At 74.2% G+C, this 20,120-nt stretch carries 21 protein-coding genes, 1 tRNA gene and 1 pseudogene; 16 read left to right on the plus strand and 7 right to left on the minus strand.

The window, feature by feature from the left end; all coding sequences use genetic code 11:
• Window positions 1-27 precede the first annotated feature (27 nt).
• The 7 genes and pseudogenes from B4U46_RS31145 (at window position 28) to B4U46_RS31170 (ending at window position 6,578) form a co-directional block, all read left to right on the plus strand.
• Window positions 28-1,512 (plus strand): PLP-dependent aminotransferase family protein, encoded by a 1,485-nt coding sequence (locus tag B4U46_RS31145; protein WP_079430950.1) that lies wholly within the window; start codon window positions 28-30, stop codon window positions 1,510-1,512.
• Between the two features lie 297 nt (window positions 1,513-1,809).
• On the plus strand, window positions 1,810-2,721 hold the full coding sequence (locus tag B4U46_RS31150) for a nitroreductase/quinone reductase family protein (protein WP_079430951.1): 912 nt from the start codon (window positions 1,810-1,812) through the stop codon (window positions 2,719-2,721).
• A 113-nt stretch (window positions 2,722-2,834) separates the two neighbouring features.
• Window positions 2,835-3,317, plus strand: a complete 483-nt coding sequence (locus B4U46_RS36860; protein ID WP_100862272.1) for an LAETG motif-containing sortase-dependent surface protein — start codon at window positions 2,835-2,837, stop codon at window positions 3,315-3,317.
• 8 nt (window positions 3,318-3,325) lie between these two features.
• Window positions 3,326-3,988 (plus strand): RNA polymerase sigma factor, encoded by a 663-nt coding sequence (locus B4U46_RS36865; protein WP_237293190.1) that lies wholly within the window; start codon window positions 3,326-3,328, stop codon window positions 3,986-3,988.
• Window positions 3,985-4,500, plus strand: a complete 516-nt coding sequence (locus B4U46_RS31160) for a hypothetical protein (RefSeq protein ID WP_079430953.1) — start codon at window positions 3,985-3,987, stop codon at window positions 4,498-4,500. The genes B4U46_RS36865 and B4U46_RS31160 overlap by 4 nt, the downstream gene beginning before the upstream one ends.
• 55 nt (window positions 4,501-4,555) lie before the next feature.
• Window positions 4,556-5,308, plus strand: a pseudogene (locus B4U46_RS31165) (IS701 family transposase); the annotation flags it as partial.
• A 298-nt stretch (window positions 5,309-5,606) separates the two neighbouring features.
• Window positions 5,607-6,578 (plus strand): zinc-binding dehydrogenase, encoded by a 972-nt coding sequence (locus B4U46_RS31170; RefSeq protein ID WP_079430954.1) that lies wholly within the window; start codon window positions 5,607-5,609, stop codon window positions 6,576-6,578.
• A gap of 118 nt (window positions 6,579-6,696) precedes the next feature.
• Here the strand turns inward: B4U46_RS31170 and B4U46_RS31175 are convergent, their stop codons facing one another.
• From B4U46_RS31175 to B4U46_RS31185, 3 genes are all read right to left on the minus strand, one after another.
• Window positions 6,697-7,146, minus strand: coding sequence for a PRC-barrel domain-containing protein (locus B4U46_RS31175; protein ID WP_079430955.1), 450 nt, complete (start codon window positions 7,144-7,146; stop codon window positions 6,697-6,699).
• A 93-nt stretch (window positions 7,147-7,239) separates the two neighbouring features.
• Window positions 7,240-7,929, minus strand: a complete 690-nt coding sequence (locus B4U46_RS31180; protein ID WP_079430956.1) for a response regulator — start codon at window positions 7,927-7,929, stop codon at window positions 7,240-7,242.
• On the minus strand, window positions 7,926-9,224 hold the full coding sequence (locus B4U46_RS31185; RefSeq protein WP_237293192.1) for a sensor histidine kinase: 1,299 nt from the start codon (window positions 9,222-9,224) through the stop codon (window positions 7,926-7,928). Before B4U46_RS31185 ends, B4U46_RS31180 begins: the two co-directional genes overlap by 4 nt.
• A 183-nt stretch (window positions 9,225-9,407) precedes the next feature.
• On the opposite strand from B4U46_RS31185, the gene B4U46_RS31190 reads away from it, so the two are divergent.
• Entirely contained in the window at window positions 9,408-10,088 is a 681-nt protein-coding gene (locus B4U46_RS31190; protein ID WP_167747611.1) for a hypothetical protein, read from the plus strand.
• Between the two features lie 168 nt (window positions 10,089-10,256).
• Window positions 10,257-10,709, plus strand: coding sequence for a hypothetical protein (locus B4U46_RS31195; RefSeq protein ID WP_237293193.1), 453 nt, complete (start codon window positions 10,257-10,259; stop codon window positions 10,707-10,709).
• A gap of 511 nt (window positions 10,710-11,220) precedes the next feature.
• On the opposite strand, the gene B4U46_RS31200 is transcribed toward B4U46_RS31195, so the two are convergent.
• Window positions 11,221-11,673 carry a MarR family winged helix-turn-helix transcriptional regulator gene (locus B4U46_RS31200; protein WP_079430958.1) on the minus strand — a complete coding sequence of 151 codons (453 nt, stop codon included), beginning with the start codon at window positions 11,671-11,673 and terminating at the stop codon, window positions 11,221-11,223.
• 192 nt (window positions 11,674-11,865) lie between these two features.
• On the opposite strand from B4U46_RS31200, the gene B4U46_RS31205 reads away from it, so the two are divergent.
• The 3 genes from B4U46_RS31205 (at window position 11,866) to B4U46_RS31215 (ending at window position 15,289) form a co-directional block, all read left to right on the plus strand.
• Window positions 11,866-13,092 carry an MFS transporter gene (locus tag B4U46_RS31205; protein WP_079430959.1) on the plus strand — a complete coding sequence of 409 codons (1,227 nt, stop codon included), beginning with the start codon at window positions 11,866-11,868 and terminating at the stop codon, window positions 13,090-13,092.
• A gap of 36 nt (window positions 13,093-13,128) precedes the next feature.
• Entirely contained in the window at window positions 13,129-13,566 is a 438-nt protein-coding gene (locus tag B4U46_RS31210; RefSeq protein WP_079430960.1) for a GlcG/HbpS family heme-binding protein, read from the plus strand.
• A gap of 85 nt (window positions 13,567-13,651) precedes the next feature.
• On the plus strand, window positions 13,652-15,289 hold the full coding sequence (locus B4U46_RS31215; protein WP_079430961.1) for a beta-N-acetylhexosaminidase: 1,638 nt from the start codon (window positions 13,652-13,654) through the stop codon (window positions 15,287-15,289).
• 238 nt (window positions 15,290-15,527) lie between these two features.
• Here the strand turns inward: B4U46_RS31215 and B4U46_RS37660 are convergent, their stop codons facing one another.
• Window positions 15,528-15,749, minus strand: coding sequence for a hypothetical protein (locus B4U46_RS37660; protein ID WP_159402137.1), 222 nt, complete (start codon window positions 15,747-15,749; stop codon window positions 15,528-15,530).
• Between the two features lie 3 nt (window positions 15,750-15,752).
• Between B4U46_RS37660 and B4U46_RS31220 the strand changes: the two genes are divergently transcribed.
• A complete protein-coding gene (locus tag B4U46_RS31220) occupies window positions 15,753-16,076 on the plus strand; it encodes a hypothetical protein (RefSeq protein ID WP_079430962.1) in 324 nt (107 codons plus the stop codon).
• A gap of 13 nt (window positions 16,077-16,089) precedes the next feature.
• Here the strand turns inward: B4U46_RS31220 and B4U46_RS31225 are convergent, their stop codons facing one another.
• On the minus strand, window positions 16,090-16,905 hold the full coding sequence (locus tag B4U46_RS31225) for an endonuclease I family protein (protein WP_079430963.1): 816 nt from the start codon (window positions 16,903-16,905) through the stop codon (window positions 16,090-16,092).
• 217 nt (window positions 16,906-17,122) lie between these two features.
• Between B4U46_RS31225 and B4U46_RS31230 the strand changes: the two genes are divergently transcribed.
• Window positions 17,123-17,689, plus strand: coding sequence for a DJ-1/PfpI family protein (locus B4U46_RS31230; protein ID WP_079430964.1), 567 nt, complete (start codon window positions 17,123-17,125; stop codon window positions 17,687-17,689).
• Window positions 17,690-17,761: 72 nt separating this feature from the next.
• On the opposite strand, the gene B4U46_RS31235 is transcribed toward B4U46_RS31230, so the two are convergent.
• A complete protein-coding gene (locus B4U46_RS31235; RefSeq protein WP_079430965.1) occupies window positions 17,762-18,574 on the minus strand; it encodes a glutamate ABC transporter substrate-binding protein in 813 nt (270 codons plus the stop codon).
• 220 nt (window positions 18,575-18,794) lie between these two features.
• Here B4U46_RS31235 and B4U46_RS31240 point away from each other — a divergent pair, with 220 nt between their 5' ends.
• Window positions 18,795-19,874 carry a hypothetical protein gene (locus B4U46_RS31240; protein ID WP_079430966.1) on the plus strand — a complete coding sequence of 360 codons (1,080 nt, stop codon included), beginning with the start codon at window positions 18,795-18,797 and terminating at the stop codon, window positions 19,872-19,874.
• Between the two features lie 77 nt (window positions 19,875-19,951).
• Window positions 19,952-20,024: transfer RNA gene (locus B4U46_RS37665), tRNA-Arg, on the plus strand.
• The last annotated feature ends 96 nt before the right edge of the window (window positions 20,025-20,120 follow it).

The following is a 20,120-nucleotide window of genomic DNA, read 5'->3' on the forward strand; positions in this document are numbered from 1 at the left end:
GGACCAGCCTGGAGGCACAATGGTCCGGTGAGCAGGTCCAAAGAAACCCCTGAGGACAGGTCCATAGCGGCGCTCCCGGCCCATCCGGCCGGCTCCGACTTCCTCCAGCTCGACATCGGCCGCGCCCCCGCCGGCGGCCGCACGGAATGGCTCGCCGGCCGGCTGCGCGCCGCCATCGCCGACGGCACCCTGCCCGTCGGCAGCCGGCTGCCCGCCAGCCGGGTCCTCGCCGCCGAACTGCGCGTCTCGCGCGGCCTGGTGACGGAGGCCTACCAGCGGCTCGCCGAGACGGGACAGGTGGCCGGCCGCGGCCGGGGCGGCACGGTGGTCGTCGCGGCCCCGCCACCCGCCCCCGCCGCCCCGGCCGGGGCCGCCCCGCGCGGCGGACCGGTGGACGCGCTGCGTGCCGTGCCCTGCCGGATCGACCTCTCGCCCGGGGTGCCCGACCTCACCGCCTTCCCCCGCACCGCCTGGCTCCAGGCCGAGCGGCGGGTGCTCGCCGGCCTCACCGCCGCCGACTTCGGCTACGGGGACCCGCAGGGCGCGCCCGCCCTGCGCGCGGCCGTCGCCGGATGGCTGGCCCGCAACCGCGGTGTCCGCGCCGACCCCGGCGAGGTGGTCGTCGTCGCCGGGGTCGCCCAGGCCCTCTGGTTGCTGGCGGGGGTACTGCCGCGCGCGGGCGTGCGCCGGGTGGCCGTGGAGGACCCCGGCTCGCTCGGGGCCCGGCAGCAGCTGGAGCACGGCGGGCTGGAGACCGTGGGGGTGCCCGTGGACGGGGCGGGGCTCGACGTGGCCGCGCTGCTGGCGAGCGGAGCCGGGGCGGTCCTGCTGACCCCGGCGCACCAGTTCCCGACCGGGGTGGTGCTCGACGGCGAGCGCCGCCGGGAGCTGCTGGCCTGGGCGGCGGCCGGCGGGCTGGTCCTGGAGGACGACTACGACGCCGAACACCGCTACGACCGCGCCCCCGTGCCCGCGCTGCGGGCCCTGGCCCCGGAGTCGGTCGCCTACGCGGGCAGCGTCTCCAAACTGCTCGCGCCCGCGCTGCGGCTGGGCTGGCTGCTGGTGCCGCGCCGGCTGCGCGACGAGGTGGTGGAGGCCAAGCGCCACGCCGACCTCGGCAACCCGGTCCTCGCCCAGCTCGTGCTCGCCCGGCTCATGGACACGGGCGAACTGGAACGCCACCTGCGCTTTGTACGCCGCCGCCACCGCCGCCGCAGGGACGCGATGCTCGACGCGATCGCCCGTCACCTCCCCGGCGCCCGCGTGCACGGCGCGGCGGCGGGCCTGCACCTGATGGTCACCTTCGACGGCGCGGACTTCTCCGACACCGCCCTGGCCACCGGCGCACTGGCCCTCGGCGTCAAGACCCACCCCCTCTCCTGGCACCGGCTGACCCCCGGCCCGCCCGGCCTGATCCTCGGCTACGCGGCCGGCCCGGCCGGCGAGACGGAGGAGGGCGTCGCCCTGCTGGGCCGGGCCCTGCGCACCCTCGCCCAAGATCAACGGCGTTGACACCGCGGCGCCGGACGCGTCTAATAGCGGGCGGTGTCGCGTGACTCCGGCCAAAGAGCAGTGGGCCGGCCGGAGATCGGGCGAAACACCCTTCACTTCAGGGGACCGCCATGAACAGGCCATCCACACCCCGCAGTTGACGTAGCGCAGCCGTACGCACGGCTCCCGCGCCGCTCCGGCCCCTCGCGCCGCAGCACCCCTTTCCTCTCCGCGCACCCGCGCGTTCCCGCGTACGCCCGCCGGCGCCTCCCCAGGAGGTGCCCGCAGGCGTGCCCAGCCCTGCCTGGAGACACACCCGTGCCCACGCCCCTTTCCTTCAACCAGTCCGTCATCGAGGAGTTCCGGGCCCGCCGGGGCAAGGTCGGCGGCCCCTTCGAGGGCGCCGACCTGCTCCTGCTGACCACCACCGGCGCCAGGTCCGGCGCCCCGCACACCACCCCGCTCGGCTACGTCCGCCACGGCGACGCCCTGCTGGTGGTGGGCTCCAACCTCGGAGCACCCCGCCACCCCGCCTGGTACCACAACCTCCTCGCCCACCCCCAGGTCCGCGTGGAGCTCGGCGCCGACGCCTTCGACGCCCTCGCCGTCCCCGCCGAAGGGGCCCGGCGCGAGGAACTCTTCGCGAAGGTCCTGCGCACGGCCCCCGGATTCGCCGAATACCAGGCCCGTACCGACCGCCTCCTCCCCGTCGTCGCCCTGGAGCCCGCCGCCCCCGACGGATGGCGGTCCCCGGGCGAGGTCCGCACCCTGGCCGACAAGATCCTTGAGGTCCACACCTGGCTGCGGGCGCAACTCGGCCACGTCAGCGCCGAGACCGAGGCCCACTTCGCGGCCCGCGCCGCCCACACCGGACCCGGCCGGCCGCCCGCACCCGGGCTCGGACTCCAGATCCGCCAGCGCTGCCTGGCCTTCTGCCAGGCCCTCGCCTTCCACCACGCCGGCGAGGACGGGCACATCTTCCCCGGGACCCTCGCGCACCACCCGCACCTGGCGGGCACGTTCGAGCGGCTGCGCGAGGAACACCGCACGGTCGCCCGGATCCAGGAGGAGCTCGTCACCCTGCTGGCCGGGGTGGAGATCGCCGACCCCGAGCGGTTCCGCGCCGGACTGGCCCGGATGACGGCCGAGCTGACGGCCCATCTCGACCACGAGGAGGAGACCCTGCTGCCCCTGCTGGCCGAGGTCCCGTGGCCGCCGCCGCGCCCCTGACGGAGGGCCCGGAAAAAATTTCCGGGAACGGCGGCAACCGATCGGGCGGTCGCGCGTCGTGCGGGGGTGAAGGGCGAAGTTCCGCGCCCTCGAACCGACCGTGGAGATGCACCGTGAAGAACCTGAAGCGCATTCCCCAGTCCGCCCGCCGGGCGGCCGCCGTCGCTGCCGCCGCCGGGGCGGTCGTCGCCCTCGGCGGGCCGGCCTTCGCCGCGCAGGGGGCTTCCGCCACGCCGGCGCCGCCCGCCACCTCCGCGGCGCCGCACCCGGTCCCCTCGCAGTCGGCCAACGGGCAGCCCACCCCCGTGCCCTCGCACCCCGGCAGCGCCAAGCCGAGCCCGGTCCCGACCCACCCGGGCGGCGGCAGCGGCCGGCCCTCGGCCGTGCCCACGCTGCCGCCGGGCGCCCAGCCCAGCCCGTCCGTCTCGCAGCCCGGCAGCGCACAGCCGTCGGCGGCGCCCGGTTCCGGCGAGGGCTCCGAGCTCGCGCATACTGGCTCCTCGGCGACCACCGTCGCCCTCGGCGCCGGAGCGGCCGGGCTCGTCGCCGTGGGCGCGGGAGCCCTCTACACCGTGCGGCGCCGCGCCGGCAACTGAGGAACCCCGTGCTCGCACTCGCACCGTCCGCCGGCCCCGCCGTGCCCGTATCCCCTCGGGCACGGCGGGGCTTGTGGTGGTGGCTCACCCGCCGCGAAACCCCCGCCCCGCCGGCCGGCCCCGGCGCGCGCCCCTACCCGTACACCTACGGCCCGGCCGGCCGGGACCCGGGCGACACCGCGCCCGCGCCGACCGTCAGCGAGCTGTACCACGCCCACCGGCTGTCCATGGTCCGTCTCGCGGTGCTCCTCGTCGACGACCTGGGCACCGCCGAGGACGTGGTCCAGGACGCCTTCACCGCCCTCTACCGCCGGTACGGAGAGCAGATCGCGGAGGTGGACAACGCGCTCGGCTACCTGCGCACCGCCGTGGTGAACACCGCGCGCTCCGTGCTGCGCCGCCGCCGCACGGCCCGCGCCTGGGTCCCCCCGGTCACGGCCGACGTCCCCTCCGCCGAGGCGTCCGTCGTCCTGGACGAGGCCCACCGCGAGGTCCTGGCGGCGCTGGGCCGGCTGACGCCGCGGCGGCGCCAGGTCCTGGTGCTCCGGTACTGGGCCGACCTCAGCGAGGCGGAGATCGCCGAGACCCTCGGCATCAGCCGGGGCTCGGTGAAGTCGAACGCCAGCCGCGCCCTGGACGCGCTGGAACGGATTCTGGAGGGACGGGTATGACCGGCGAACGCCCCGTGGAGCGCCGGCTCCGGGAGGCCCTGGAGGCCCGGGCCGAGGAGGTGACCGTGCGCTCGCTGCGCCCGGCCGACCCGCCCGGCCCGCACCTCGCGGCGCCCCGCGTCTGGCTGCGCCGCTCGGCCTGGGCCTTCGCGGGCCTGTCCGGACTGGCGGCGGCGGCGCTGGCCGGCTACCTGGTCCTCGGCCCCGACGGGGCGCCGGTGCGCCCGGTCCCGCCCGCCGCGCCGCCGGAGCTCACCCCCGTGCCGGCCCCGACCCCGAGCGCGCCGTCGAGTCCGTCGCCCTCGGCGGTGCCGTCGGTGCCTCCGTCGCAGAGCCCGGGCCCCCGCGTCACACCGACGCCGACCCCGAGCCCGCCGCCGTCCTCGGGCCGTCCGGCCCCTCCGACGTCACCGGGCACGCACGGCCCGGTGCAGGGCCCGGCCATGCCCTCCCAGGGCCCGGGCGCCGGCCGGCCCCCGGTCACGGCGGCCCCTTCGGCATCCAAGGGGTAGTAGTGCTTTGTTATCCGGTCTTGTCACGTCGGGTGTCTGGTAGTTCGCTGGCTGTATGAGGGCTGGGGAGCTTGCGGCGGTGCGGGTCCGGTTGGAGGGGTTCCCTTCCGAGGTGTTCGCGCCGTTGGTGCGGCGGGACTGGCTGGAGAAGGGCCAGTTGTATCTGCGGGGTCTGCTGCTGGACGGCCGACGCAAGTCGATGCAGCCGATGGCCGAGCGTCTTGGGGTTGACCATCAGCGGTTGCAGCAGTTCATGACGTCCTCGACCTGGCCGGTCGCTGGCGTGCGGGACCGGCTGGCCTGGCGGGCGGTGGCCGGGGTCCGCCCTGAGGTGTGGGTGGTGGACGACACCGGTTTCCCCAAGGACGGCACTGCCTCGCCCGGGGTGGCCCGCCAGTACTCGGGCACGCTGGGCAAGGTCGGCAACTGCCAGATCGGTGTCAGCGTCCACGCCGCCTCGGACACGGCTTCGTGCCCGCTGTCATGGCGGCTGTTCCTGCCACAGTCGTGGGACGGGCCCGAAGCGGCCGCACGCCGGGCTGCCTGCCGGATCCCCGACAGCGAACATCACCGCCCGAAGCGGCAGCTCGCGCTGGAGATGCTCGACGAACTCGCCGCCACCGGCCTGCGGCCCGCCGCCCTGGTCGCAGACACGGGCTACGGCGCGAACGCCGACTTCCGTCACGGCCTGGAGGACCGGGGTCTGGCCTACGTCCTGCAGGCCAAGGGCGAGATGACCGCCCACGGTGAGGATGCCGAGCCGCATCAGCCCGCCTACAGCGGGCTCGCGCCCCGCCCTCTGGTGCGGCTGGCGAAGGCCCGGTGACGGATCGAGCACGACTACCGCGAGCTGAAGACCTGCCTGGGCCTGGAGCACCGCATCCCCTCGGCCGAGGCCCGGCTGCACCTGCCCGGGCCCGACGAACTCGCCGCGTACGAGCGGCTGCCGGCCGCTACGAGACGCGCGGCGGCCGGGACGCCGAACGGCGGGTCGCCGGGAGCAGGGGAGGGGCGGCGCCCCTCGGTTGACCTCAACCGCAGTTGATGTTCGAGACTCACGGCACGGCCGCCGGAGGGTCCGGCGGCCGAGGTGAGGGGTGGGTGCCATGCGCGCGACACAGGCGATCGCGTTCGGCGGTCCGGAGGTACTGGTTCCGGTGGAGGTGCCCGAGCCGGTGGTGGGACCGGGGCAGGTGCTGGTCGCCGTCGCCGCCGTGGACACGATCTACGTGGAAACCCAGGTGCGCAGCGGCTGGGGCCGGGCGTTCTTCCCGGTGGTCCCCCCGTACGTCCCCGGTGGCGGTATCGCCGGCACCGTCCGCTCGACCGGCGAGGGTGTGGACCCGGCGTGGACCGGACGCCGTGTCGTCGCCTCGATCGGCTCCACCGGCGGCTACGCGGAGCTGGCCGTGGCCCGGGCCGAGGCGCTGGCCGTCGTGCCCGACGGGGTCTCCTTCACGGACGCAGCGGCCCTGGTGCACGACGGGGTGACGGCGGCCAGGCTGCTGGCCACCACGGCTGTCGGGCCGGGCGAGCAGGTCCTGATCGTGGGCGCCTCCGGCGGCATGGGCACCGTACTGGTCCAGCTCGCGAAGGCCGCGGGCGCCCGGGTGATCGGTGTGGCACGTGGTGACCGCAAGACCGCCCTGGTCCGGGAACTGGGCGCGGACGTCGTCGTCGACGCGGCCGGCCCGGACTGGGTGGAGCGGGCCCGCGAGGCACTGGGCCGCGCGGGTGCTGACGTCGTTCTGGACGGGGTGGGCGGGGAGGTCGGCCTGGCCGCGTTCGCCCTGGTCGCCCAGGGCGGCCGGTTCTCGGCCCACGGCGCCCCCACGGGCGGCTTCGCCCAGGTGGACCCGGCGGACGCGGCAGCCCGGGGTGTTCGCCTGCTCGGCATAGGGGACGTCCAGCTGACCGCCCCCGAACACGCCGAGCTCGCGGGGCAGGCTCTCCGTACGGCAGCGGAGGGCGCCCTCCGCCCGGTGATCGGCGGCACCTTCCCCCTCGAACGCGCGGCGTCGGCGCACCAGGCGATCGAGTCCCGCGAGCTCGTGGGCAAGGCGGTGCTCACCGTCTGACGCGGCAGGCAGACCCGCCGCGCCCCCGGCTCACCCAGCCGCCCGGCCCGGCCCGGTTCGCCGACCGGGCGTGGCCGGTCCACTGCCCGGGCGTGGCCGGTTCACTGCCCGGCCCGGTTCACCGCCCGGGCCGGGCCGGCCGTAGACGTGACAGGGTGCTCTCGTGGCCGGCCGTGCCCTCGTGAATGGCCTGCGCCCGGTCCATCTGCCCCCAGCCCGCGCCCGCCTCGGCGTTGACCTCCTCGCGCACGTCCCGCAGGTCGTAGTGGCCGAACAGCTGCTGCTCCTCCGCCACGGAAAGCACGCTGCCGCAGTCCAGCGCCGCACACGGAGCCTCCTCGATCACTGCCACCGGATACGGGAGGACCAGGCGCCCCTCCTCCAGCACCGCGTGCCGCAGCGGGACGAAGACCCCGCCCAGCCCCGAGGCCCGGTCGGTGATGCGTACCCATTCGGGCCTGCCGGTGGTGTCGTCCACCAGGACGTACTCCACCCCGCCCACGCGCTGGCCCTCGCTCGTGTAAGCCGTGCAGCCGGCCATGGCTGCGAGCTGCTCCGGAGTGATCACCGTTGCTCCTCGTCTGTCCTGGCGCGCTCCCTTTCCCTGGTCGGCTACCCCGTCGCGGGCCTGCGAAAAGCCTTGACGGGTCCGCACGCCGGTTCACGGCTCCGGGGTGGCCAGCCCCGTCTTCCAGGCCCATGCCGCGATGCCGACACGGTTCGCGGTCTTCAGCTTGGTCTGGATGTTGGCGATGTGGGTCTTCGCGGTTCCCGGCGAGATGAAGAGCTCGGCGGCTATCCGGGCATTGGTGTGGCCGCGGGCGATGAGACGGACGATCTGTCGCTCGCGGTCGGTCAGCGGATCCGCCGCGCGTGCCTCCGCCGGCGGGGAGGCGGTGGCCGGGAGTGACGGGGCCGTGGTGAGCCGGCGCAGGAGGCGGACGGTGATCTGCGGGCTGATCAGCGCGTCACCGGCCATGGCCGCCCGGACGCCCTCGATCAGCAGGGTGGGCCCGGAGCGTTTGAGGAGGAAACCGCTGGCGCCGTGGTGGAGGGCGGTATGCACGTACTCGTCCAGGTCGAAGGTGGTCACGACGATGACCCGGGTGGGATGCGGGGCGTCAGGACCGGCGAGGCGGCGGGTGAGCTCAAGGCCGTCGAGCCGCGGCATGCGGATGTCGGCCAGGACGACGTCCGGCCGCAGGCTCCGGGCCAGCTCCAGGGCCGTGGCTCCGTCGGCGGCCTCGCCGACCACGGTCATGTCGGGCTGTGAGTCCAGGACGAGACGGAAGCCGCTGCGGACGTCGTCCTGGTCGTCGGCCAGCAGGATGCGGATGGGGGCGTGGTTCACGACGGGGTCTCCGCCGCCACGAGGTCGCCTGTCGGCTCCGACGCCTGGGACTCCGATGCCAGGGGCAGCACGGCGACGAGCCGCCAACCGCCCTTGCCGCAGCGCCCGTACGTCAGCTTGCCACCCGTGGCCCGTACGCGCTCGCGCATACCGCTCAGGCCGCGTCCGCCGTGGCCGTCCCCCGGCCGCCGCATGCTCGTACGCGGGCCGGACCGCTCTGCGTTCCGCCCGCTGCCGCCGTCGTCGCACACCTCGACCTGGAGCGCGGGCGCGCCGTCGAGGGTACGGGCGGGGGTGAGGGACACCTCGACCCGCGAGGCGCCGGGGGCGTGGCGGCGGACGTTGGTGAGGGCTTCGACGACCACCCGGTAGGCCGTCGAACCGGCGGCCCGCGAGAGCCCGTCCGTGGCTCCGGGCGCCACGTGCAGGTGCGCCACCGGGGCCGCGCCCGCGGAGGAGAACTGCGCGACGAGAGCGGGCAGCCCGTCCACGCCGGGCAGCGGCTCGACACCGCCGGCGCCCGGCGGCCGGGCATCACCGCCGTCCGCTTCGTGGAGTGTCTTCACCATCCGGTCCATCGACGCCAGCGCGCTGAGCCCGGCCGCCTCGATGCGCTCCAGCGCCGACAGCGCCTGGCCGGGATCCGCCTGCGCCACGAAACGTGCCGCCTGCGCCTGCGCCACGATCCCGCTGACGTCGTGAGCGACGAAGTCATGGAGGTCACGGGCGAGTTCGAGCCGCTGGGAGCGACGGGTCTCGACGACCAGGCGCTGCCGCCGGTGCTCCATCAGCCGTGGATAGCCCCCGATGACAACCGCACCCAGTACGGGCAGGGACCAGAACGCCGCCGCGCCGGCCAGCGAGAGCAGCGAGGGCTCCGGAAGCAGGGGCAGGGTCCACGCCGCCACCGCCGCACCCGCCGGTACGACCGCCCCCACCGCCTGCCGCAAGGGGACCCAGCGGGCCGCGACGACGAGAAGCACCAGCAGGAGGACCGCTTCCACCAGTCGCGCCCATGACGCGTCGGGTTCCGTGGGCGGGGTCGCGACGGCGGTGGTGGCCAGGGAGAGGACTCCGGCGAACGCGAGGGGCGGGGCGAGGCGTTCGCGTGAGCGGGGCCAGCCGGCCAGGACCCACAGCAACGTCGTGGCGGTCGCGATCGCCGACGTGGCCCCGTAGGGCCCCGACAGGCCGCCGTGCACGACGGCGACGGCCCCGAGCGCCGTACACCCCGTCACAACGGCGGCCGCGGTCAGGATGACGTCTCGGTGCCCGAAGTCCTTGATCTTCCCCACGTCTTGATCCTACGGGTGGGGTGCAGGGCCGGTCCCTCTGCCGAACGGCAGAGGGGGAAGGACCTGCCGGGGCGGGAGATCCGCTGATCGGCAGATGGTCCGCCCGCCGCCACCGCGGCGAGGGTGGATCCCGTCACCGAAACCACGGCCGCCGTCGGGCGGTCGCCGACCAAGGAGCCCTGTATGCCCGCCCTCCTCTCCACCCCGCGCCGCCGGATCGCCGGCGGGGCGGTCGCCGCCGCGACGGTTTTCGCCGCGCTGAGCGGACCGTCCTCCTTCGCCTCGGCCACGGATGCGGCCTCCTCATCCGGCTCCGCACCGGCATCCGCGTCCGCGAACAAGCCGGACGGCCCGGCCAAGGTCAGCGGGCAGGGACGGATCTTCTACACCTACGCGCCCGACGACGACATCCGTTTCACGGTGGATGCGACCGCGGCGCCCTTCAGCCGCCCCGTCGACACGTTGCCGAAGGGCATGCCCACCGACGCCCGGGGCACGGTCACCATCTCCCACTGGGTGGCCGAGACGAACGAGACCCGGACGGCGGAGGCGGCCGTGGACTGCCTGGTCACGGGCGGCGATACGGCGACGCTCACCGCTGTGATCACCAAGTCGGTCGACCCCGAAGAGATCGGCACCCGTTACGGGTTCAGCGTCAAGAGCGGAGGCCCGGGCCGCGGCCGGTTCTCCTTCAGCTGGGGCGTCGGCAATCTCGACGTCGTCGACGGCAAGCCCGTCATGCCCAGGGTCGGCACCTGCATGGCCCCTGCCCCCTTCGCACCGGTCACCGAAGGAGGCTTCAAGGTCACGCACGCGGACCTGCCCGCACTGCCGGCCGGATGGCAGCCCGGCGCGGGCCGGTGACAGCACGGAAAGACGGTCCGGAAAACGGCACGGAACAGACAGCAGAGGCAGAGGATCACAGACGTCATGGCACTTCCGACGACGGCCCGCCCCCCGTCCACGAGACCGGACCGGCCGGTGGTTTCCCGTCCGATCCGGTGGGCAGCGCACGCTGCCGCCCTGAGCCTGGTGCCTTCGGGCCTGTGGCGGTGCGCGGTGGCCCTCGGCATGCCCTCCGGATTCGGCGAGGGAAATGAGCTGCACGAGGGCAACTTCCCGGGGTGGACGTCCCTCTACCTGATCGCGCTGAGCGTGTTCGCCGAATGCCTGGGACTGCTCACCCTCGGCCTTATCCGGCCGTGGGGCGAGAGAGTGCCCCGCTGGATACCGGTTCTCGGGGGCCGGCGGATCCCCGCCCTGGCAGCGGTGGTCCCGGCCTCGGCGGGAGCGGCGGTGCTCACCGCGATCACGACCCTGGCGGCGTGTGGCGGGTGGAACGAGGAGATGCGTGCCGCCGATGCACCCAAGGGCGCGTCCGCCTGGCTGATGACCGCCTGCTACCTCCCGCTGCTGGCCTGGGGCCCGCTCCTGGCCGTGGTCACGATCGCCTACTACCGTCGTCGGCGCAGGGAGGAAGACTGACGGCGGCGTACGGGCCGGTGCCGACCCCAGCCAGGGGGACGGCACCGGCCCGCGGTCGGGGGACCTCAGCCGTGCCCGCTTGGCCTCCACCACGGCGCCCGTGCCCAGGAGTTCCGTCCGGACCTCCGCGTGCCGCTTCGTCGACCAGCCGTTCCACCGCCTCGTACGCCCCCGCCGGCACAGCCTCCGAACGGGCCCGCAGCATCATCCGCCGGCGGCGGTGGCCGACCCGGAGGAGCCGCCGGGCGCGCACACCACCAGCGGACCCGAGTCGTACGCGGTCACCGGAACCGGCCCTCCTCCGCGCCGAGCGGTCCATTGCCACCGGCAGCCGCTCCGGCCCGATCCGCGCCGAGGTGTCCTGCACCCGCCCGCCGGACAGCTCCTAGCCGCTCCTGGGTGACGCCCCCGGGCTCAGACCCCAGAGCCCAAGCCCCGGACCCCAAGCCCAACGGCTCACGCCCCAGGCGCAAGCCTCCTGGCACAGGCCCCCGGCCCTCCGGCCGGGGGCCTACGCGCGCAGGTTCTCGACCGCCGTGACCAGCGGGGCCAGTTCCGGGCGGCCGGCCGCCTCGTCCAGGGCCTCGCGCAGGGCGGCGGCGTTGGTGGGGCGGGCCTCGGCCAGGAGGTCGAGGCCCGCCTGGCTGACGTCGGTGTAGATGCCGCGCCGGTCGGTGTCGCACAGGTAGCGGTTGAGCAGGCCCCGGTCCTCCAGCCTGCTGACCAGCCGGGTCGTCGCGCTCTGGCTGAGCGCCACCGACTCCGCGACCTGGTGCATCCGCAGGTGCCCGCCCGGGCCGTCGTGCTGGCGGCTGAGCACGTCCAGCAGGGAGTACTCGCGCACGCTCAGCCCGTGGCCCGCCTGGAGGGCCCGCTCCAGGTGCGCCTCGATCCGGCCGTGGAGGAGGGAGAGGGCGCACCAGCCCTGGGTGAGGGGGGTCGGGGCGCTGTCCGTGGCCGTCATGGGGTCCCTCCGTCGTCAAGACATGCGCGTACCGCTTGCGCGTGCGCGTACTCCCAGGATAGGCGACCCGCGCAATAGCCCGCGTTTGCAACTATCCCGCGTCTGCAATTAATGTGGACGACTGTAAACGGCTGGCGCAACGTTCCGGCCGCTTCTCCGCACTGACCCCCCACCCCCGAAAGGCCGCACGTCATGCCTCTCGCGCTCCTCGCCCTCGCCATCGGAGCCTTCGGGATCGGCACCACCGAGTTCGTGATCATGGGCCTGCTGCCCGAGGTCGCCGCCGGGTACGGCGTCTCGATCCCGACCGCGGGCCTCCTGGTCACCGGCTACGCCCTCGGCGTCGTCCTCGGGGCCCCCGTGATGACCGTCCTCGGCACCCGCGTCCCCCGCAAGCGGATGCTGATGCTGCTCATGGTCCTGTTCGTCGCCGGCAACGTGCTGTCCGCGCTCGCCCCCGCCTTCGGGGTGATGCTGGCCGGCCGGGTCGTCGCCTCCCTCGCCCACGGCGCCTTCTTCGGCATCGGCGCGGTCGTCGCCGCCGGACTCGTGGCGCCCGAGCGCAAGGCCGGCGCCATCGCGATGATGTTCACCGGGCTGACCGTGGCCAACGTGATCGGCGTCCCGCTCGGCACCCTCGTCGGCCAGCACCTCGGCTGGCGCGTCACCTTCCTGATCGTCGCCGCCCTCGGCCTCCTCGGCCTGCTCGGCATCGCCCGCCTGGTCCCCGAGCCGCCCCGTCCCGAGGGCGTACGGATCCGCCACGAACTGGCCGCCTTCCGCAACGTCCAGGTGCTGCTCGCGATGGCCATGACCGTCCTCGGCTTCGGCGGCGTCTTCGCGGCGATCACCTACATCACCCCGATGCTCACGAACGTCGCCGGCTTCGCCGACACCTCCGTGACCTGGCTGCTCGTCCTCTTCGGGCTCGGCATGGTCGCCGGCAACCTCGTCGGGGGCCGGTTCGCCGACCGGGCGCTGATGCCGATGCTGTACGTGTCCCTCGGCTCCCTGGCCGTGGTCCTGGCCGCCTTCACCCTCACGGCCCACAGCAAGGCGGGCGCCGCCGTGACCGTCGCCCTCATCGGCGCCCTCGGCTTCGCGACCGTGCCGCCGCTGCAGAAGCGCGTCCTCGACCAGGCCTCCGGCGCCCCCACGCTGGCCTCCGCCGTCAACATCGGCGCCTTCAACCTGGGCAACGCCCTCGCCGCCTGGCTCGGCGGCCTGGTCATCAGCTCCGGCCTCGGCTGGACCGCCCCGAACTGGGTCGGCGCCGCCCTCGCCGCCTCCGCCCTGGTCCTGGCGCTCGTCTCCGGCGCGCTGGAACGCCGTACGGACCGCCGCGCCGCGGCCGGGGCCCGTGTCGTCGCGGCCGCAGCCCCCTCGGCCGCCCCCGCCCCGGCCGCCGTCCACCACTGACCCCCACCGATCCCCCCGCAACAGGAGCACACCGCCATGTCCCGCACCACCGCCCGCACCGCCGTCTCCCCGCTGACCACCGAGGACGCCGAACTGCTCGTCAGCGCAGCCCGCACCGCCGCCGGGGCGGCCGGCGTCGCGGTCAGCGTCACCGTCCTGGACGCGGGCGGCCACCCGCTGGCCTTCCGCCGCGACGACCGGGCCGTCCTGATCTCCGGCGAGACCAGCACCCGCAAGGCCTACACGGCCCTCCAGCTGAACGCCCCCACCGCCGCCCTCACCGAGGCCGTCCTGCCCGGCGGCCCCTTCCACTCCCTGCCCACCGCCCTCGACCGGCCGCTGCTGTTCATCGCGGGCGGCCTCCCCGTCCACCGCGGCGGCCACCTCATCGGAGCCGTGGGTGTCGGCGGCGGCGCGCCCGAGCAGGACCACGGCTTCGGCGAGGCCGCCCTGGAGGCCCTCGCCCGCGCCTGAGCCCGCCGGCCCGGGGCACCCCCTTCCGCTCCGGGTCGCGCCCACCGGTCCCCCGTGCCAGCTTGGTACGGGGGACCGGTGCATCATGCGGCAGACGAACAGCAGGCTCCGAAGAGGACGGACCATCGCGACGGCAGCGGCCGCCGCCCTGGTCTCCTTCGCCGTGCCGGCGTGCTCCGCCGGGGCCGAGCAGCACGGCGCCGCTCCCAGCGCCACCGCCCCGCAGGGCACCCGGGCGCCCGCCACCGGGGCCTCCGCCACCCCGACCCCGCCGCCGGCCTCCCCGTACCCGCTCTCCAGCGCCCCGCGCACCGTCCCGTCCGTCCGGGAGCACACGCCCGCCCGGGGCCCCGGCTGGAAGCCCGCTCCCGCCGCGCGGGTCCTCGTATCGCCCGCCGACAGCGCCGCCCTCGCCGACGAGGGCAGGCTGCTGGCCGGTGAACTCCACCTCGGGTACGCCGAATCCGACCAGACGCAGCCGGGGGACGTGCGGCTCGCCCTCGGCGCGAAGGACTCCGGCCCGCCCGAGTCGTACACCCTCACCGTCGCGGGCGGCCGGGTCACCGTCACCGGCCCCGACGAGGCGGGCGTCTTCTACGGCACCCGCACCCTCAAACAGGAGATACGCGGCGCCGGTTCGGCCCCCGAGGGCACGGTGAAGGACGCCCCGGCCAAACCGCAGCGCGGACTCAACCTCGACATCGCCCGCAAGAACTTCACCCCCGCCTGGATAGAGGACCGGCTGCGCGAGATGGCCGACCTCAAACTCAACCAGCTCGGCCTGCACTTCTCCGACGACCAGGCCTTCCGGATCGAGTCGGACACCCACCCCGAGATCGTCTCCACCCCGCACCTCGGCAAGGCCGACGTACGGGAGATCACCGCCCTCGCCGCCCGGCTGCACATCGCGGTCGTCCCCGAGATCGACTCGCCCGGCCACCTCGGCGCCGTCCTGCGCGCCCACCCGGAGCTCCAGCTGCGCGACGCGGCGGGCCGGGCCGTCAAGGGGGCCGTGGACATATCGAACCCGGCGTCCGCGAAGCTCGTGGACGACCTGCTGCGCGAGTACCTGCCGCTGTTCCCGGCCGGGGCCTGGCACCTGGGCGCCGACGAGTACCAGGCCCTGGTGGTCAAGGACCCGCAGGCCTCCTTCCCGCAGCTCGCGAGCGCCGCGCGCGCCCGCTACGGGGCCACGGCCCGGGTGCGGGACCTGGCGACGGGCTGGCTCAACGACCGGGCGGCGGTGGTCCGCCCGTCGGGCAAGGCCCTCAAGGCGTGGAACGACGGGATCTTCAAGGACGGGGTCGCCCAGGCCGCCGCCGACATCCAGGCCGAGTACTGGACCGGCAAGGAGTACGGAGCCCGGCCGCCGGCCGAGTATCTGAGCACGGGCCGCAAGGTGGTCAACCTCAACGACGATTACCTCTACTACGTCCTCGGCGAGCCCAACCAGTTCACCTATCCCACCGGCAAGCGGATCTACGAACAGTGGACCCCGCTCGTCCTGCGCGGCACCACCCCCGTCCCGGCCTCGTACGACGCCCAGATCCTCGGCGCCCGCCTCGCCGTCTGGTGCGACCTGGCCGGCTCCCAGACCCCGGCCCAGGTGGCCGCCGGCATCCGGATGCCCCTGGCCGCGCTCTCCCAGAAGCTCTGGGACCCCCGCCCGCCGCAGGCGGCCTGGTCCGAGTTCCAGGCCCTCGCCGGGCGCCTGGCCCCCTGAGCGGTGACCGCCGAGCGGTCGCGGGCGTCCGCCGAACGGGGCCGGAAGTCCCCGCTCCGCAACAAGCCGATCCCGGCCCGGTGACGAAACGCATCCGGCCGTCGCCCCGGCCGGATCCCGGCGGCTACGGTCTGGCCCGACGCAGGAACGCGCAGAGGGAGAAGACCATGGGAGCGGTACGGGGGCAGGCGGCCGCGGCCGTCCTCGCGGTGTGCGGGATACTGGCGCTGAGCGCCTGTCAGAACGGCGACGACCCGGCCGCCGCGCCGGACGCGAAGCCCAGCGCGGCCGCACCGGCCGCGCCCTCCGGCGGGGCCGAGCCTTCCGCCGGCGCCACGGCCGCCGTGCCGGCCCCCTCGAAGACCGGCGCGGCGCCCAAGCCCTCGGCGACCGCCACCCCGGCGGGGAAGAATCCCCCTGCCCCGGCCCCGCCCCCGCGCCGTCCTGCGGCGCCGACCACCGGATGCCGGTCTCGCCCGACACGATCGCCGTGCAGCGCTACACGCCCGAGGGCGGCATGACCAGCCTCATCGTCCAGCACGGCACGTACGGCTGCCCCGGGCGATTCGAACCGTCGGGCCCGTGGACGTACATCCCGATCTCGGAGAAGGCCAAGATCACCGCGACGGCGCCGATCCTCGGGCCCGGCACGGTGATGGGCAAGCCGATCTCCACCAGCGAGCTGACCGGGTGGCTGGACACCCACCCGGACAAGGGGCTCCCCTTCCACTACCACCTGAACGCGGAAGGGGTCATCGACACCCTCGACGAGATCTACGTCAAGTAGTCCACCGGGACCGCTACCAGATGGAGTTGACCCACTCCGGGTGGTCGATGAACGGGTTCCGGTTGTGCTGGTAGGTGTCGAAGATGACCTGGTTGCGCCGCTGCTCGAAGGCGTCCGGCGGGTCCATCTGGTTCCACTGCTTCAGCAGGCTGAGCCGGCCGAAGAGCGGGGCCGTGCCGTTGTTGACCTTGTCGTTCATCTCCAGGTCGGGGAAGCCGTCCCCGCCCTCGTAGCGCACGGCCATGTAGAGCAGCATGCGCGCGACGTCGCCCTTGACCGCGTCCCGCGGCTCGAAGGAGTCGGCGTCGGTGTAGCTGCCGGGGGCCTCGGCGACCGGGCTGCCGCCCATGTCGAAGTCCTTGTTGCCGCGGGTGCTGTTGACCGTGACGTCCTCGGGACGCAGGTGGTGCAGGTCGGTGCCCGGGCCCGTGACGGTGCCGAAGTCTCCGTGGCTCTTGGCCCAGACGTGCTCGCGGTTCCAGTCGTTGACCCCGCCGCCGTTGGAGTTCTTGGACTGGGAGCGGCCCGAGTACACCAGGATGACGTTGTTCGGGTTGGCGGGGTCCTGGTCGGTGACCTTCAGCGCGTTCCACACGCCGTCGTACGTGACGGTGGACTGGTTCTTGATGATGTCGTGCAGCGCCGTCTTCAGCGCGGCGCCGGTCTTGCCCGCGGCGGGCGCGTAGTAGTCGTCGACGCTGGTCGTGGCGGCCGCGGCGCGGGGAGCCGCCGCCGTCCGCTGCGGGCCCGCCGTGGCGGTGGCCGGTATGAGGAACAGCGCGGCGGCCGCGAGACCGGCGGCCCAGGGGGCCGTACGGGAGATTCTCATGACGTGGGGGATACCTCTCCACAAGCACCGTCCCCGCCCTGGCAGTTGGCGGGGTGTCGGGTGGCGAAGCGAGGCTCACATTGTCATGTATCGAACAGGTTAAAACCACGTGTCGGACAGGCACGCCGCAAGGGTTTCCCGGTGGGCGGCCCTGGGCACGGTAGGCGGTGCCCGGACGGCCTCCGACCGGCCGTCACCAGCGCCCCTGGAGCAGCCCATGGCAGTGAAGATCCTCATCGTGACCGGTGACGCCGCGGAGTCCCTGGAGGTCCTCTACCCCTATCAGCGCCTCCGGGAGGAGGGGTACGAGGTCCACATCGCGGCCCCCGCGCGCAAGAAGCTGCGCTTCGTCGTGCACGACTTCGAGGAGGGCTTCGACACCTACACGGAGAAGCCCGGCTACACCTGGCCCGCCGACCTCGCCTTCGCCGAGGTGGTCCCGGAGGAGTACGCCGCGGTGGTCGTCCCGGGCGGGCGCGCCCCCGAGTACCTGCGCAACGACCCGGAGGTGCGCCGGATCCTGGCCTCCTTCGCCGGGGCCGACAAGCCCATCGCCCAGATCTGCCACGGCCCGCTGATCACCGCCGCGAGCGGCTCCCTCGCCGGGCGCACGGTCACCGCCTATCCGGCGCTGGAGCCGGACATGCGGGCGGCCGGGGCCGAGTTCCGGGACTCCGAGGCCGTGGTCGACGGCACCCTGGTCTCCGCCCGGGCCTGGCCCGACCACTCCGCCTGGATGCGGGAGTTCCTGACGGTGCTGCGCGCCAAGGCGCCGCTGGCGTAGGGGGGTGCGGGCATGCCCGAGGGGCCCCGCCGGTCCGGCGGGGCCCCTCGGTGTGCGTGCGGGACCGCCGGGTCAGCTGCCCGTGGTGACGCGCGGGGCCGGCTCGTACTTGTAGTTCGCCTGGCCGAAGTTCTTCTTCACGGCCGCGTCCCAGGAACCGTCCGAGACCATCTTGGTGAGCGCCGCGTTGATCTTCTTCTGGAGCGCGGAGTCGCCCTTCTTGATGCCGATGCCGTAGTTCTCGTTGCTCAGGTTCAGCCCGACCAGCTTGAACTTGCCCTCGTTGCCCTTGCGGGCCGCGTACCCGGCGAGGATCGAGTTGTCCGTGGTCATGGCGTCGACCAGGTTGTCCTGGAGGGCGACCAGGCACTCCGAGTACCCGCCGAGCTCCAGCACGCTCGCCTTCGGGGCCAGCTTGCTGCGCACGTTCTCCGCGGAGGTGGACCCCGACACCGAGCACAGCCGCTTGGTGTTGAGGTCCTCCGCCTTGGTGATCGTGGTGTCGTCGGCGCGGACCAGCAGGTCCTGGTGGGCCACGAAGTAGGGGCCGGCGAAGTCGACCTTCTCGCGGCGCTTGTCGTTGATCGTGTAGCTGGCCGCGACGAACTTGACCTCGTTGTACTGGATCAGCAGTTCCCGGTCGTTGCTGTAGACCTGCTTGAACTCGATCTCGTTCGGCTTGTACCCGAGCTCCTTGGCGACGTACGTGGCCACGTCGACGTCGAAACCGGTGAACGTTCCGTCGGGCTCGCGCATGCCGATGCCGGGCTGGTCGAACTTGATGCCGACCGGGATGGGCTCCTTCTTGGCTTCACCGCCACAGCCGGAGGCAGTGGCGGCGAGGGCGATCACTGCGGCGACCGCACCGGCCTTGGGAACCTTCATGTGCTGCTCTTTCCTCGGGAACGCGGAACCACAGGAAGGGCCTCGCGGAAACGTGGGGGGACGTGCGGAACCGCGGGGGCGCGTGGGCACGTGTATGAGGAAGCTAGGAGGGTGACGGGCGCAGCGTCACTGCATCTGAGGAAAACTTGAGGATAACGATCCGGTTCCGTCGGAGATCCTGCGGCGGCTGTGCTCCGGAGCCGAAGAAGGGGGCTGGTGCATGGCAACGGGCGGGACGACGGGCGCGGCGCGGGTCGAGGGGAACACCCTGCTGCTGGGCGACGGGGTACGAATCAGGTTCATCCGGACACTGCGCCTCCCGGAGTCGGGGACGCACGCGCTCCCGCCGGGGCTCGGGGAGTTCCCGCTGCGCCGCGTCGAGGACTATCCGGACACCGTCCCCGCGGAATGGCGGGCCAAGGGCGGCGTGATGCTGCCGGTGTACCTGCGCGAGGCGATGTGGCTGGCCTTCGGCGGCTCGACCGAGCCGGCCGCGCTCCAGGTCGGGGTCGGCAAGGTGTGCGCCGTGTCGGGGAAGCCGTGGACCGGCCGGCTGGCGCGCGACCCGCAGAACTACGTGGTGCTGCCCCGTCAGCCGTGGCTGGACGGGATCAACTCGGGCGACGGGACGGTCCGCCAGTTCGTCGCCGTCCCGCTCGGCCTCGGTGCCACGGTCGAGGGGCAGGTCTCCGGCGAGGAGACCATGGGCGGGGTGCAGCTCCAGGCGTTCCCGCTGGAACCGGACGCCCTGGCCGCGTGGCGCGACGCGAACCGCCCGCGTCCCGCGCGTCCCGTGTTCGGCGGGGCGCCGCCCGCGCCCGGATCGGCGCCCGGCGGCTACGGGGCCCCGCCGCCCGCGCCGATGGCGATGGCCGCTCCGGGCGCCGCGCCGGCCCCGCCGGCCGCCCCGCGGGCCGCGGCCCCGGTGATGGGGCTCGGCGTCGGCGGGTCGATGCGCCAGGAGGTCTACCGCGACGAGCGCAAGCCCTCCGCCTGGGCGGACACCCCCGCCGCGCGGGTCTTCGTCCACCTGGTCACCCCGCCCGAGTGGCGCCGCATCACCGGCGAGGACTCCCCGCCCTCGCCCGTGGACCGGGCCGCCTACACCAAGGCGGGACTGCCCTGGTACGACTACTACGACGAAAGCGGAACCGATCTGCCGGCCGCCGGACCGCTGGAGCAGGTCAAGCCGGTGGGCGACTGGCTCGGCGAGGACCACACGCCGTGGGCGCCCCCCGTGCCGGGACAGGTCAAGCACCTCGGGAAGGCGCCGCGCCCGGTGCAGGACGGGGACTGGTAAGCCGGGCGCGGCGGGACCCCAGGGCATTCAAACTGGTGATCGATTTCCGGCGGTACGGCCGCTATGATCACCGCAGCAAGGCCGTAGCGCAGAGGTCGTCGCGCCCAAGCATCGAGCTGGAGGACGTCGGTTCGAATCCGACCGGTCTTGCGTCTTCTTTCCCGTCCTGACGGCCGGCGCGCACCGCCGTGCCGTGCCGTCAGGACGCTCGTACCCGAAGTTGCTCGGTCGCCGGAAGCCGGCGAA

The organism is Streptomyces katrae (assembly GCF_002028425.1).
In the GTDB taxonomy this organism is placed as follows: Bacteria; Actinomycetota; Actinomycetes; order Streptomycetales; family Streptomycetaceae; genus Streptomyces; species Streptomyces katrae_A.